The sequence below is a fragment of the Chryseobacterium sp. WX genome, from assembly GCF_029542485.1.
Taxonomy (GTDB): Bacteria; Bacteroidota; Bacteroidia; order Flavobacteriales; family Weeksellaceae; genus Chryseobacterium; species Chryseobacterium cucumeris.
The window spans coordinates 1,581,472-1,596,729 of the sequence record NZ_CP120710.1; the positions used below are offsets into that span (position 1 = coordinate 1,581,472).

A 15,258-nucleotide genomic window follows, 5' to 3' on the forward strand; every position below is an offset into this window, starting at 1 on the left:
AACAACACCATTAATTCACTGAAGATAAATGCATTAAAAACGACATTTAAAAATAAAATTCTAACCTGAAGATTTTTATCCTTTAATTATGGTCAATTTCAGTCTGCCAACTGGGCTTTTATTCTGTTTAAAAAGTCCTTTGTATTTCAACCTAAGATTATGCCTTAATGAAATAGTTGTTTTTAGTGGTTTCGCATTTTTTGAATGGTACGTATTCGAATATGGTGATTGATTTTCTAAAGTATAAGTTCACCAAAAAATATAGGCTTTCCTGATGAGAAAGATCAGCTTTTCTGCATCCGGTAATTTCCAAAAGGTATAAATCCGCATCCTTAGAATATGATTTTGTCTTTTACTGCAAAGACAGAATAGAGCGGCCTTATAATTCGAAAAATAGGATCTCTTCTTTCTAATTTTGACCCAATAATTTTAAAAACATTAATCATATGAACATTAAAAATCTTTTCAGTAAACGCAATGAAATCATTGGCGGTCATTTTAATGAACTACGTTCCAAATTGGGTATGGCAGATCAGAATGAAGAAGCTATTTTCTCTTTAAGGGAAGAAATTTGTAATGCATGTCCTCTAAAAAACGGTAACAATTGCAACGCAATGAAATGGCTTAATCCAGAGACTCTGGAAGTAATAGATGGTCCAAAAGATGGATTTGTAAGAGGCTGCGGATGCAGATTGAGTGCCAAGCAGAGATCAAGATTCAGTCTTTGTCCTGCAGGTTTCTGGGGTGGAGAATTCGACAAAAAGTAGAACTGTCCGATGTTTCTCAATATTGTATCATTTAAACCTATTTAATGTGAAGCAAAATCATATCATTCAGAAAGTTTTTCTTGAAATCACCGTCAACAACAAGGAAAAGGCTCTTCGTATAAAAGACGATATTAACAGCTTTTTGTCTATTGATGTTTTCCCGGAAATAGAAAAACATATTAAGGCTTTAGAAGATAAGCTGGCTGGTCATACCCTGCAGATTCCCCGTTTAGAATTAAATGTGGAAGTAACAAGCAGCGCATTAAATACGGAGTTAAAAGGTCAAATAGCTGAACTCTTTAAAGATGAATTGTCGGAAATTACCAAACCCGTTGAAACTCCCCATCAGGTAACAGAAAGTGATGCTAAATCCTATGTGATAGATCATCAGGAAAAGATGCTCAAAGCATTGATCTATTTTTTAGAAAAAGGAACGATGCCCTGGTGGAGTTCCGAGAGCAATGCGATGTCTGTTTTGGAACCAGCCGTTTTTGATCGCCTTATTTCGGTCGCCGGCTTTCAAAAAAGTATCATATCTGCTTTATCAAAAGAAAATGTCCGAAACCGACTTATCAATCAGTTTTCCAATGAACAAATTGCACAATTATGTCTGGCAGTTTTGAAAAATAAGAAACTGACCATCAACCTGGAGCCTGGTACAATACGTCGTTTATCGAAGCTGAGCCATGTGGATAGAAATGCAATATGGAATTTGGTCTTCAGTGTCATATCGGAGTATCTGAATACATCCGATAATCAGCCCCGGGAGTATCTTTTACAAGCAATTTCAACAATAGAACAGATTGGTTTATCAACAACAAACAATCATCAGAACAGGAAAACAATAGTTAAGATATTCCCCTTTATTACAGAAAATGAAATTTCTGAAAACATCAGAACGAATGCAGCGGGTCAATCTGAAAATGCAGGAACCTCAATAGAAACCATTCAGGAAAAAAATGCAATCATTCAGGAAGATGTAAATCAGAACGAGGGACAATATATTCAAAATGCGGGGCTTATTTTGATCCATCCATTCATCAGACCTCTGTTTGAACATTGTGAACTCCTGGATGCCAAAACCCAGCAGCTCATTGATCCGGAATTGTGTGCCCATCTATTGCATTATATTGCCACAGGAAAAACAAATGCTCCTGAATATGACATGATTTTTGAAAAATTCCTGTGCAATATTCCTATACATCAAACGATTAACAGACATATTAAACTTTCACGGAAGCATAAATCGCAGGCCAAAAAAGTTATAGAAAGTGTACAGCACAACTGGGCTCCCATGAAAAAATCATCTGTTGCATTACTACAAAATGAGTTCTTCCAGCGTACAGGAAAATTAGTTATCACGGACTCAGATGATACTCTTATTGTAGAACGAAAGACACAGGATATTCTTCTTGAAAAACTTTCCTGGGGAATTGGTCTCGTAAAACTTCCCTGGCAGAAAAAATTCATATTTGTAAACTGGTAATAACAGGTTACATTTTCTAAATACTCTAAAGCTTTCCAAATACTCTGAAGTTGCTGATTTTACATCAGCAATACCCTCACTGCAACCCTATTAATTCAAAATAAGATTATGAAATCTCCTAATAACCATGAACATTCACCATTAATAAAAACCACTATTAATGAAAAAACAGAAATAACCAATCCTTTATTTCAAGCCAACCCTGTCAATCATAACTCTTTAAATGAAGAAATGAAATGGCTGCAATCGCTTATTGAAAAACGATGCAAAGAATTGTTTCTGGAAGATGAAACCGAGTTGAATATGGGCTACGAAATACCTGAAACTCCGGAATCAGATGACCAATCTCCCTATTCTGTTACAATAGAAAAACACCAGCTTACTGTTCTGGACAGAATCATCTTAGCGCTGGGCATTGCTTCGGCTCATTATCCGTCCGTCCTGAAAACATTTGTACAGATAGAAGAAAGCAGCAATGCTTTTGCTATTGAAGCAGGTGGTGAATATGATAGAATCAGCCGCAGTTTTAAACCAACATTTCAAACCGCTCTTTTTTTGCTGGCGGGTAAAGATTTATCACTGTGGTCTCAGTATGGTGCACAACTCGTCAATGGTAGTGTACTCTTGAAAAATGATATTATTTACAATCGTTCTTCAACAGAATTTATTCATGGAAAAATTGAATTGGATACCGCTTATCTGAATTATTTCTTATCAGGGCAGAAACCACAACTGGATCATGGTTCTTACTTTCCCGGCAGGCTTTACAAATCTGATCTTACCATGGAAGATATTATTTTGGAAGATAATGTCCGTGAACAGATAAAACCCATCGGACATTATATAAAAGCATTGGAAAACGGCTTTTTCAAAACCAATGAGCATAGCTTTAAACCAGGCTTTATTGCTTTATTCTACGGTACGCCGGGAACGGGAAAAACAATGCTTGCCGGAATTCTTGCCAACACTTATGGTATTGATATGTACCATGTAGATCTCTCACAGGTTGTGAGCAAATACATTGGTGAAACGGAGAAAAATCTTGAAGTGTTATTCAACAGACTGCAGGGTAAAAACTGTATGCTATTTTTTGACGAAGCTGACGCTTTGTTTGGGAAACGTTCTGATGTAAAAGATGCCCATGACCGCTACGCCAACCAGGAAGTCTCCTATTTATTGCAGCGAATAGAAAAATTTGACGGACTAACAATTCTGGCCTCCAATTTTGAAAACAATATGGATGACGCTTTCAAGCGCCGTATAGATGTTTCCGTCAATGTAATACGCCCTACAGAAACAACCAGAAAAGCCCTGTGGGAGCATTATTTGCCTAAAAACATAACTTTTGAAAGTAATGATCTTTTGCAACATTTGACCAAAGAATACACTTATACGGGGGCTAACATCCGAAACATTATGAAAAATGTAGCGATGGCACTGCATGACCGTAATGAAACCTGCATTACCTATTCATTAATAAGCACCTATTTAATGATAGAAAACGAAAAGGCTTTTGGAAAAAATCAATCCCGTCTCAGCCCATTTGTACAAAAACAAGAATAAAAAACTCATCTAATAACCAATAACATGAGCAGACACAAAAAGACATTTGCACCCAGGGCTGGCAGGTCCGGGAAGCAAAATACCAATAGTAAAGAGGATAAAGATAAGCATGAGCAAATCACCGATCAGGACAGCAAAATATCTCTCGCTAAAGCAGAAAGTACCCAAATAACATATGAACCTTTTAAAAACAGAGCATTCAATAAAGTAGAAAAAAATGCCTCTGTTATTCAATTATTTGACAAAGGGCAGCATGTTTCAACGCTTCATAACGCCCTTAATAAATTAGGACATCAAACTCCTGAAAATAAGAATCTTTTCTGGAACGAAACCAAGACCGGAATCATCAACTTTCAACGCAAAAATAATATTAATACTTCCGGCACTCTTAATAGGGAAACCTTGCTGAAAATGAATGAAGCATTGAATTTCTTAAACAGTCGGAAAGAAGTTGGACTTCCTGTTTCTGAACGTGCAAAAATGCTGTACGAAGCCTTTGAGCACAGAACAATGGGGATTTTTGCAGGAACTGATGAAGATAAAGTTTTTATGGCTTTAGAAAAACTTTCCTATGAAGAAAGATACGAGCTTATTCAATATTATGACGCAACATACAAACCTAAAAGAAAAGTAGGTTTAGTACAGGATTTATATGAAGAATTAGGCAACAAAGACTTATTTAAAGCAATCCAGTTATTATATGCAAACTATGAAGAGCCACAACCAGTGCTGGAGCCAGAGCCGGCACATCCTGAAGGTGAGCTGCTGCAGGAAGTTGTGGTCACAGGTAAAGGATCATGGATTAAGCCTAAGACAAAGTATGCCATAGAAGGACAACCTATAGAGTTTGATTGTACCTATCAATATGAAACTCCTGTTATGTATGCTGAAGGAAACAAACCAAAAGTTCCGGAAGTTGTCCGAAAAGTATTGATCCGGAATAACGGCAGAGTATACAACCTGTTTGAATATCCTTTTAGAAAGGACACTAAAACATTCAGACAGGATGGAACGGCAATCAGCCAGTTTTCAATCAATACCCATGAATCAGGGAACTTTACATTTGTCTTCATCATAGAAAATACCCTAACAAAAGAATTCAGAGCTTATACCAAAGAATATCAGGTTAAGACCCTTGAAGAGGCGGCAGCGGGTGATTTGAAAAATAATAAAATTCAAAATTATTCAGATTTCAGACAACAGGTAGCTTTTATTGAGTTCAATCTTTCGAAAGGAGCAGCTGAAGAGCAGAAAAGCAATCCAAATTTCTTTATTAAATCCGAATCTAAAAACCCTGAAGAAGTTGGAAGTGTTTCTCCTAATCATATTCCACGTTTGTATTATTCGATTAAAGGACGGCCTATTCCTAAAGATCATCATTATTTCTGGTTTGCTGAAATCAATACTCCAAAAGAAATGGGAGTAGAATATGCTAAAAATGCGGATGTCTACGGTTATAAAAGAGGAGAATACTTTGGCCGTGATGGCTGGAATATGAATTCGGCTCAGGCAACAGCTACTTTTGTAAACTCACTAACAGGAGTTTATACCATTCATTGTCTGGTATTAGACAAAAATAATAATCTGACAGGACAGGAAGCATCTTACCGACAGGTTATCTTACCCAAGGATGATTATCAGGCTCTAAAAAACATACGAGACTATAAGAAAAACATTGACAAAAGCTTTAATACCATTGCTCCCCAAACAGCATTAGCTATTAATGCCGTAGCCATCAATGAGGAAACAACAGAAACCCTGTCTCTCAATTTGTTTATAGGAAAAAGCAAAAAGAATCCGGGCAATTATGTATTAACAGATCTTACTCCAGGTGTACAGCATCAGCGTACTTATGAAGGAAATAATTTAAAAGATTTATTTGAAGAATTTGACAGCAGAAACACCTATCCGGATGGGATTCTGGCTTATGAAATTCCGTCCAATAGATTAGGTTATCCTACTCTAAAAGGGAATTTCACTACTAACGGGGCATCGTTCATGGAATCGCTTTCCACGGGAGCGGGTTGGGCTTCTTTAGGTTTCGCAGTAGCAGGATTGGTTGCTTCATTTACTCCGGCAGCACCTATTGCTCCTTACTTATTTATAGCTGCAGGTGCCACAGGTGCCACTTCCGGAACTGCCAGCATTATTGATAAAGTACAAAAAGGAACATTGACCAATGAAACCCTGACTTTAGATGTCATTATGATAGCTTCCAGCTTTTTAGGAATGGGAGGCTCATTGTCCAGCATCGCTAAGGCTTCCTCTATTATAAAAATATCATCAACAGGGATGCAGTATATCATTTTAACTGATTTTGCCCTTAATGGCACTGCTGCAGTGATGATTACAGTTGATGGCTTGGAAAGCATACAAGATATCCATGATAATAAAAACTTAACTACTGCAGAAAAAATAGATGCGATTGTTAAAATTTTAGGACAGCTGACATTAACTGCAGGATTGGTCATGCTAAGCAGTAAAAACTTAAAAGGAGGAGAATTAGAGAAACTGCCAAAGGTAAAAAGGCAAACCTCAAAAAAACCTTACAATCCGGAGCAGCATAGTGAGTTTATTGATACGCCTGAGAATTTAACGGGCGGAAAAACACCTAAAAATACAGCCACCAATAAACCGGCAGTACACGCTCTGGAGAATACTTATAAACAACCCGATTTTAATCAGTTCCTGAAATCCGTTGAAACCGGTTTCCCATCTGATGAAATCGCAAAACAGGCTTATAATTTATTTAAAAATAAAAACTGGAAACAATTAGAACAATTGTTTACGGATAAGAATCTCAATGAAAACTGGCCTCCGAACCGTGGGGCAACAAGTACCATAGAGGTTACCTTAAAAGAAGGAACTATTTTTGACAGATACGGCGGATGGATCGATGAAAATGGAGTTTTCCAGGATAAAGGAACCTTTGCAGGAAAAGATGGTACTCCTTATACAGACAGAGCTTTATCTAAAGGGACAGATAGTAAACCATATACAAGGTATAAAGTTCTGAAAGACATACCTCTAGTCAGTGAAGGGGAAATCATTCCTTGGTTTGGAGAAAAAGGCGGAGGTATTCAATATGAACTTCCGGTATCTATCAATGATTTAATAAAAGAAGGATATATAAAACCTATCGCTAAAACATCAAAAAACACTACTTTAGCTGAGTCAAAAGTTATTACAGAAGGTGAACATACATCAGGAATTAAAGACTTAGGAGAAGAAAGTACACCAATCAATAGCAAGGAAGAGGTAGTTCAGGTTGAAAAAGTAAAAACCACAGGATATCCAGAAGACCAATTGACTTCAACGGGAAAAAACAAGCCTCCGCTTACTCCCGAAGAACTGCAAAGAGTAATTGATTGGCAGAACTATAGAAATAATTTCTTAAAGAAATGGAGAGATTTGGATTTTTCTCATCATTTGCAGGATTTAAAGAGAAAGCTTGAAAAAGCTCGGAACAGTATTAAAAAAAATCTAACACCAGATGATTTAGCTGCTGTAATTAAGGAGAAAAGAGGAGAGCAAATTTTAGATTCAAATGGAATTCCTTATGATCATCTGGCTGAAAATGAACAAGCAATGAACAGTATTATAAATGCTACGAAAGCTTTAAAAAGCCAGATGTCTAAAAACCCATTAAACTATCAGGAATTTGAAGATTTACTAAAAGATTTAAGTAAATTAAAAGAAGAAATAAATAAAACAATAAAAAATTAATTACAAATATCATGAATGTAAAAGAAATGCAGCAATTACTTGAAAATGAATCAGACGGAAACGAATTATATGATTTGTTAATAGATTGCGGAAAAAAATATTCTTGGACACCTCAGGAAAAAAATCAGTTAAAGAATACGATTGTAAAAATATGTGACGATCCCAACGAACAAGCACGCAGTGCATCCATCAGAGTTTTGTGCTTTTATTGGGGAATGGAAGAATTTAGAGATAAAGCATGGGAAATGTTTTCTTATGATAAAGACGATGACGTACGATCAGATGCCCTGATAAGTTGGGCAAACACATATCGTAAACAGAATAAAGCATCAGTTATGAAAACACTTTATTCAATTCTCGAAAATAAAAATACTGAAGTTAATATTAGGGAAACTGCTTACCGATGTATATTTTACGTCTCTCCTTTACCCCCTGAAAACAGACCAAACCAAATTTCAGATTGGGATCATTTTGATGAAAATGTAGATTGGAAGTTAATAGAAAAATTGATTTCAGAAGCACAATAATTTTAAATTGAAGCTTAAAGAACATATCCTTTAGTAAATTATTATATTAAATCTAAACTAAAAAAATATGATCAGAAAAAACGATATAACCAGGCAAAAATTATTTGATGGCGATGAACAAGAATGTCTAAAAGAAATTTTTGAAATTGAAAATCAGAAAATCAAATTGATTGATTTTTACAACAGTCCGTTAAGAGATTTAAAAAAAGAAATAGATGATGAAAGCTTTGAAACCATCGTCAAAGAAAGTCAATTTAATGTAAAAAATACTTTTATTGAAAAATACGTATCTGAAGAAGGATTAGAAGTTCATTATCTGAAAAAGAATGATGTGATCTGTCTGTTTTCATATGGAGAATTTCAACCCGGAAGGTATATGCTGTTTTTAGAAGGCATTTATCAATAAGTAAAAAATACAATCAGAGCAGATTATTTCTGCTCTGATTTTTTATCTGAAAACCTCATCAATATTACAATAAATCAGTTTTATCAATCCGCATCCGTTTTCATCTTCCTTTTCTCTTCAAGACCAGAAACTCATACAGTTGCCACAATTTTAATTTCAACAAGCTGCTCAGGCAATGCAAGCCCGCTTACTCCAACCATTGTACTGGCAACAGCTTTAGGGTTATCATAAAATTCTGTTTTGAAATTTTTTCTCGCCTCAAACGCCGTCGTCATATCCATTGCATAGATCACTTCTTCCACCACATTTTCCATCGTCATATCATATCTTGATAATAATTCTTTGATGTTTGCATAAGTTTGTTTCATTTGTGCTTCCATTCCTTCTGCCAATTCGCCTTTCTTGTCATGACCCAACTGACCGGAAATCCAAACGGTATTTCCTTTTTTTACCGCCTGTGCATATCCGTAGATATCTTCCCAAGGCATTCCTAAGCCTTCTGCTATTTTGTTGTTTTCCTGTAACATTTTTTTATTGTTTAAATTAATAAAGCAAATATAGAACTGATAAAAATCTCAGAAATTGAACTGGTTTAATAAATGACTTTTTCTTGTATTCTCAATAAAAAAGTGATTTACACATTTTGTATAAACCACCCTAAAAATTCTTAGAATTTTCGTTTTCACCTCGGGAAAGGAAAATTTTCTGCTTATTGTTTCTGTTTTTCTTTATTAGCTAAACGTTTTCGAATTGTACTCACAAACTCTTTAGAAACGCCAAGGTATGATGCAATATAATACTGCGCTACACGCTGCGGGATGGTAGGATAAACTCTGATAAATTCCAGGTAACGGTCAGTGGCAGGTTGAGAAATTGTATTGATAAGGCGATTTTGAAGCGTCACCACATACCGCTGCATCATTAGCCGGAATGCTCTTTCAAACTTCGGAACCTTCTGCAGTAATTCCTCTTTGGTTTCCGGATTCAAAATATAAATTTCGGTATCTTCCAGGGCTTCTATAAAAATCTTCGAAGGCGTTTTATTATTAAAAGAATCAATATCCGTAATCCACCAATCTTCAACAGCAAACAGAAGGGTCACTTCAAAACCGTTTTCATCAAGATAATATGTTCGTGTACAGCCCTGCTTTATAAAACCTTCAAACTGACAAATTTCTCCTTCACGCAGAAGGTGTGTTTTCTTCGGGTACTTCTGAAGTGTGAGCAAACCTTCATAAATGTTTTCCTCTTCTTCTGTTAAAGTAACAAATCGTGAGATGTTTTTGATAATATTTTGAAACATAAATTTATTTTACAGCTGCAAATTAGGCAAAAGTGTGTAAATTTCAATCTTCGGGAGCCCTGTGCCACAGCCGTAATGATCAATTATCTTCATATTTTCGGTTTATATTTTTACATTTTTTTAAAATCTCATTTTCAAACTTTTTTACAATCCGGAACCAAGCAAAATAATATCTGCTTCATTTTCTTTGACATAACCCAGACAAACTCTTTCATCATGTTGTATTTTCCCTTTTCAACCTCCATTGTTTTCGATCATTCTTTCTAGAATTTCATGTTTTTTTACAATCATAAAAAAATTAGGTGGCTGCGTTAGTTTTGAAGAGAAAGTAGCTACAGATTTTGAAAGCAGCATGATAAGTGGGGCGAATGGAAGATAGAAATAGCTATCGGAATAAAAAAAAATTATAAAAATGCACGAAATTAAACTAGATTAATTTCTATCTGCTTTATCCACCATACATTTGCTAAAGAAATAAGAAAACAAATACTTATCAAATAAATTAACCCAACATTAAAAATTAAAAACAATGAGCACATTACAATTAAAAGACGGAACAGAGATTTTTTATAAAGACCAGGGAGAAGGGCCAGTATTAATGTTTCACCACGGATGGCCATTATCATCAGACGATTGGGATGCACAGGTAATTTTCTTCCTTCAGAGAGGCTACAGAGTAATTTCACACGACAGAAGAGGCCACGGTCGTTCCAGCCAGAATATTTACAATCACACCATCGAGCAATATGCTTCTGACGCTGCAGAATTGGTTGAATTCCTTGATCTGAAAGATGTCGTTCACATTGGTCACTCTACAGGAGGTGGTGAAGTGATCCGTTACGTTCATAAATATTCTAACGGAAGAGCCAAAAAAGCAGTTTTAATCAGCGCCGTTCCACCAGTAATGGTAAAAAGTGAAAACAACCCTGACGGTGTTCCGATGGAAGTTTTTGATGGAATCAGAGAACAGACTTTGAATAACAGAAACCAGTTTTATTTTGATTTGACTTTCCCTTTCTACGGATACAACAGAGAAGGAGCTAATGTAAAAGACGGGGTACAGAGAAACTGGTGGAGACAAGGAATGATGGGCGGAATCGTGGCACATTATGACGGAATCAAAGCATTTTCCGAGACTGACTTTACTGAAGATTTAAAAGCTGTAGATATTCCTGTTTTGGTTCTTCATGGAGAAGATGATCAAATTGTTCCCATCGAAAACTCTGCCATTAAATCTGCAAAACTGTTGAAAAACGGAAAACTGATTACGTACCCGGGTTTCCCTCACGGAATGCCTACTACGGAGCACGAAACCATTAATAAAGATCTTTTGGAATTTATTGAGGCTTAATATAAACATAAAAGGGGAATCGAAAATGATTCCCCTTTTTTTATACAAGATAAAATAGTCTATTGAATAGTCTGGGAGAAGTGTATTATACCAATCAGCAATATGATGTAGCATTAGATTATTATAAAAAAGCAATAGGTCTTGGGGGAACGAAGAAATGACAGAAAAAATGGAGAGGCAAACGGAAAAGTAAAACAAGTACAAAATGTAACAACATCTTCTTTTGAATTGTCTTATTACATACATAACCAATTCAATATTTCTAAATGAAAAAAATACACCTCATCCTACTGCTTTCTTTATCGTTGAATGTTTTCGCCCAAAGTGTGAAGGATAAAATAAAATCATTCGAAGATAATCTGCTGAGCTGGGATACATCGAAAACAAAAAAGTGGACGCTAAAAGAAAGAATGGCTTTCTACAACATGAATGCAGTAAGCATTGCGGTCATAAAAGATTATAAGATAGAATGGATAAAAGCGTATGGCTATGCAGATGTTGCTGAAAACAGAAAAGCAACCCAGCAAACGCTGTTTCAGGCCGCATCTATCAGCAAGTCTATCAACAGTCTCGGTCTTTTAAAATTGGTTGAACAAGGAAAATTTAACTTGGACAATGATATCAATAAGTATTTAAAAACCTGGAAATTTCCATACGACTCGGTTTCAAAAGGCAAAAAAATTTCCCTTGCTAATCTGTTGAGCCATAAAGCAGGTTTATCCGTTCATGGTTTCGGAGGCTATCAAAGAGGGAAAGAATTACCTACTCTCCTACAAATTCTCGATGGACAAAAACCTGCCAATTCTCCTGCGGTGCGGTCTGTGTTTGAGCCCAACCTTAAATTTCAATATTCAGGAGGGGGAACAACCATTTCACAATTAATCCTTGAAAATACTACAGGAGAAAAGTATGAAGATTATATGTTGAAAAATGTTTTGACCCCTTTAGGGATGAATGAAAGTTCTTATAATCAACCGCCTTCTTCAGATAAAGAAAAATTACTGGCAACGGCTTATGTTAACGGAAAGGAAGTAAAAGGTAAATATCATATTTATCCTGAAAAAGCAGCAGCCGGTTTATGGACCAACCCCAATGATCTGGCAAAATATATCATCGAAACCCAATTGTCATTTGCAGGCAAATCGAATAAAGTTTTATCAAAGGAAATGTCTGTAAAGAGAATTGAAAATAATTACGGCGTGTTTCTGAATGATTTCAAAGGCACAAAATATTTCGGACACAGTGGTGGGAATGAAGGTTTTGCGTGTTACTATATTGGAAGTGTTGAAGACGGAAACGGTCTGGTTGTAATGACTAACGGCAATAATTTCAAACTCATCGATGAGATTCTTTTAAGTATTGCCAGTTTGAACCAATGGAAAAATTATCCCATTGAGCCTCAAAAAGAATCCATTGCCTTAACCATCAGAAAGGAATGTTTAAAAAATATTGACAAAGGAATTGCATTGTACCAGGAACTGAAAAAGAATAATCCCAATGGCTACAACTTCTCCAATGAAAACGAACTCAACGAGCTTGGCTATGAATTGCTAAGAGACAACCAATCAGAGGCAGCACTTAAGATTTTTAACTTAAATGTCAATGAATTTCCAACGTCAGGAAATGTATATGACAGTCGTGGTGAAGCTTATTTTAACAAAAAAGAATATACATTGTCAAAAAGCGACTATCAGAAATCATTGGAACTTGATCCGACCAATCAGAATGCGAAGGAAATGATTTTGAAAATCAATCAACTTTTGACTGCTCAAAAATAAATTACACTTTTTTCGATGTAATGACAATAATCTTGGATACAATATCAAAATGACAAACAAAAAATCCCGGTTAATCCGGGATTTTCATTTCTTATACTTACATTTATTTGATCTCTACAGGCACTGAGATTTTATCCCAATCCATTGTAAATCCATTATTGTTTATTTTATAAACTAAAGTTTCCTGTGTTGCCGGCAAAGCCTTTGTTTTTACATCAACACGTAAAGCATCTTTAGATTGTTCGTATTTATAAGCACCCCATTGTTTTGGCTCCTTGTTAAAAATCGCAGTCCAGGTTCCGCTTTGTTTAGGGATTAAGAAAAAGCTGTATTTACCTGCAGGTAGTTTTTTACCCTGAACGGTAATATCTTTATCCGTTTCGAAAGTGGTGGCTTCATTAGCACCTGCACGCCAAACTTTATCATAAGCTTCCAAACCACCCCAGATTGTACGTCCTTTTACTGAAGGACTGCTATAGGCAATTGTAATGTTTGCATCTTTAATTTTTCCTGTAGCAGTAGCCGGAGGGCTGGCAGGTTTTTTAGTTTCCTGTGCAAAAGCGTTTACGGAAAGCGTCACTGCTGCAAAAAGTACAGTAGCTGATTTAATCATTGTTTTCATAATATTTTATTTGTTTGTTTTTATTATTATTTGCTTACGAATTTACTGTTTTCTGCTTATAAAACAGCAATCCGATTGCTGAAAATATAATCACCGCTGCTGCCCCTATTACATTAAGCCAAAGGAAGGAAACAATATCAAACTGATAAATGGCAATGACCGTAATTTCTGATAAAATTGCAGCAATAAATACATTCGGTCCGTCAATTTTTTTATAGTAAAATGCCACCAGAAAAATTCCCAGGATCGGACCGTAGAAAAGAGAACCTAATACATTCACCGCTTCAATGAGAGAACCCATTTGCGTGGCAAACATGGCTACACCGATTGAGAAAATACCCCATGCTAAAGTGTGCAGGCGGCTGTACTTCAATTCGGTTTTCTCATCAGGAAGTTCTTTTTTAAATAGTAAATGAACATCTTTTAATGAGCAGGCAGCAAGGGAATTAAGCGCGGCCGAAATGGAGCCCCAGCTGGCCAGAAAAATAACGGCAAACAGTAAACCGATCATCCCTACAGGCAATGTATTTTTTACGAAATACAGGAAAATGTAATTCGTATCTGTTTTCTCTGTAGTATAGTTGGAATGATTGATAGCTTCCTCTACCCTGCTGTGTAATGCTTTGACTTCTGTCTGTGTATTTTTAAAATCCTGAATTGTTTTTTGAAGTTGTGGAGAATGCGTTTCTTTTAACTTGAGAATTTCCTTCGATTCTGCATTAAATTTTAACTGTAAATCCTGATGTTCTTTTTCAAAAGCCGCAGCCTGTTCAGGATTTGCTTCCTTTAAATGTTGATAGGAACGTTCGTTAAAATAAATCGGAGCAGGTTTCAGAGAAAAGAAAGCGAAAAGCAAAGCACCAATCAGGAGAATAGCAAACTGCATCGGAATTTTAACCAATCCGTTCAGCAGCAAGCCCATTTTTGCATTAGTATTATCTTTTGCAGTGATATACCTACCGACCTGGCTCTGGTCTGTCCCGAAATAAGAAAGCGCCAGAAAAAAACCACCAATTATTCCACTCCAGATATTGTATTTATCTTTCCAGTCAAATTCCGTGGTGATGACATTAAGCTTCCCGGATTTCCCCGCCAGATACAGCGCATCATTAAAACCGATTCCATCCGGCATATTCTGAATAAGGAGATACCCTGCAAAAGCCATAGTTCCGAGAATAATAAGAAACTGTAATTTCTGGGTGTGAGCGATCGCTTTTGCACCTCCAATATAAGTGTAGATCAACAGAATGCCACCTGTTAAAACATTGGTTAAATAAATATTCCAGTTTAAAACGCTTGATAAGATAATACTCGGAGCGTAAATACTGATTCCGGTTGATAACCCTCTGGAAAAAAGAAAAAGCAGTGAAGTGAGCACCCTTGTTTTTTTATCAAAACGGTTTTCTAAATATTCATAGGCAGTATAAACATTTAAGCGTTGAAAAATCGGGATGAAAGTAATACAGATCACAATCATCGCCAAAGGCAAACCGAAATAATACTGCACAAAGCGCATTCCGTCTGTATAAGCCTGGCCCGGTGCTGAAAGAAATGTAATGGCACTTGCCTGGGTAGCCATAATACCGATGAGCACAATATACCAGGGCATTTTATTATCTGCTTTCAGGTAGGATTCGTTGCTTTTTTGGCCACGACCGATGAATACGCCGTAAACCACCACTGCAACAAGTGTAACAATAAGAACCGTCCAATCTATATTACTCATGCC

General features: G+C 36.1%; 13 protein-coding genes. 9 read left to right on the plus strand and 4 right to left on the minus strand.

Annotation, left to right across the window (positions count from 1 at the left end; all coding sequences use genetic code 11):
- Positions 1 to 446: 446 nt before the first annotated feature.
- From PZ898_RS07130 to PZ898_RS07155, 6 genes are all read left to right on the plus strand, one after another.
- Positions 447 to 767: a hypothetical protein gene (locus PZ898_RS07130; RefSeq protein WP_062671646.1), complete on the plus strand. Its 321-nt coding sequence runs from the start codon at positions 447 to 449 to the stop codon at positions 765 to 767.
- Positions 768 to 813: 46 nt separating this feature from the next.
- Entirely contained in the window at positions 814 to 2,253 is a 1,440-nt protein-coding gene (locus PZ898_RS07135; RefSeq protein WP_216444286.1) for a contractile injection system tape measure protein, read from the plus strand.
- A gap of 108 nt (positions 2,254 to 2,361) precedes the next feature.
- Positions 2,362 to 3,816, plus strand: coding sequence for an ATP-binding protein (locus PZ898_RS07140; RefSeq protein WP_120231707.1), 1,455 nt, complete (start codon positions 2,362 to 2,364; stop codon positions 3,814 to 3,816).
- Between the two features lie 24 nt (positions 3,817 to 3,840).
- Entirely contained in the window at positions 3,841 to 7,542 is a 3,702-nt protein-coding gene (locus PZ898_RS07145) for a glycohydrolase toxin TNT-related protein (RefSeq protein WP_277695160.1), read from the plus strand.
- 11 nt (positions 7,543 to 7,553) lie between these two features.
- Positions 7,554 to 8,069: a hypothetical protein gene (locus PZ898_RS07150; RefSeq protein ID WP_120231709.1), complete on the plus strand. Its 516-nt coding sequence runs from the start codon at positions 7,554 to 7,556 to the stop codon at positions 8,067 to 8,069.
- A 67-nt stretch (positions 8,070 to 8,136) separates the two neighbouring features.
- Positions 8,137 to 8,475, plus strand: a complete 339-nt coding sequence (locus PZ898_RS07155) for a hypothetical protein (RefSeq protein ID WP_062671637.1) — start codon at positions 8,137 to 8,139, stop codon at positions 8,473 to 8,475.
- 131 nt (positions 8,476 to 8,606) lie between these two features.
- Here the strand turns inward: PZ898_RS07155 and PZ898_RS07160 are convergent, their stop codons facing one another.
- Together PZ898_RS07160 and PZ898_RS07165 are read right to left on the minus strand one after the other, a co-directional pair.
- Complete coding sequence (locus PZ898_RS07160) at positions 8,607 to 9,002, minus strand: Rid family hydrolase (protein WP_277695161.1); 396 nt, start codon at positions 9,000 to 9,002, stop codon at positions 8,607 to 8,609.
- A 182-nt stretch (positions 9,003 to 9,184) separates the two neighbouring features.
- The gene (locus PZ898_RS07165; protein WP_062671909.1) at positions 9,185 to 9,778 is read right to left on the minus strand and encodes a Crp/Fnr family transcriptional regulator; all 594 of its coding nucleotides are present in this window, start codon (positions 9,776 to 9,778) and stop codon (positions 9,185 to 9,187) included.
- Positions 9,779 to 10,307: 529 nt separating this feature from the next.
- Here PZ898_RS07165 and PZ898_RS07170 point away from each other — a divergent pair.
- The 3 genes from PZ898_RS07170 (at position 10,308) to PZ898_RS07180 (ending at position 12,907) form a co-directional block, all read left to right on the plus strand.
- Positions 10,308 to 11,129, plus strand: coding sequence for an alpha/beta hydrolase (locus tag PZ898_RS07170; protein ID WP_062671912.1), 822 nt, complete (start codon positions 10,308 to 10,310; stop codon positions 11,127 to 11,129).
- Positions 11,130 to 11,191: 62 nt separating this feature from the next.
- Positions 11,192 to 11,290, plus strand: coding sequence for a tetratricopeptide repeat protein (locus tag PZ898_RS07175; RefSeq protein WP_131797481.1), 99 nt, complete (start codon positions 11,192 to 11,194; stop codon positions 11,288 to 11,290).
- Positions 11,291 to 11,395: 105 nt separating this feature from the next.
- Positions 11,396 to 12,907, plus strand: coding sequence for a serine hydrolase (locus PZ898_RS07180; RefSeq protein WP_277695162.1), 1,512 nt, complete (start codon positions 11,396 to 11,398; stop codon positions 12,905 to 12,907).
- A gap of 103 nt (positions 12,908 to 13,010) precedes the next feature.
- Here the strand turns inward: PZ898_RS07180 and PZ898_RS07185 are convergent, their stop codons facing one another.
- Positions 13,011 to 13,529: a DUF2911 domain-containing protein gene (locus PZ898_RS07185; protein WP_062671916.1), complete on the minus strand. Its 519-nt coding sequence runs from the start codon at positions 13,527 to 13,529 to the stop codon at positions 13,011 to 13,013.
- 34 nt (positions 13,530 to 13,563) lie between these two features.
- Positions 13,564 to 15,255, minus strand: coding sequence for a sodium:solute symporter (locus PZ898_RS07190; protein ID WP_216444280.1), 1,692 nt, complete (start codon positions 15,253 to 15,255; stop codon positions 13,564 to 13,566).
- Between the last annotated feature and the right edge of the window lie 3 nt (positions 15,256 to 15,258).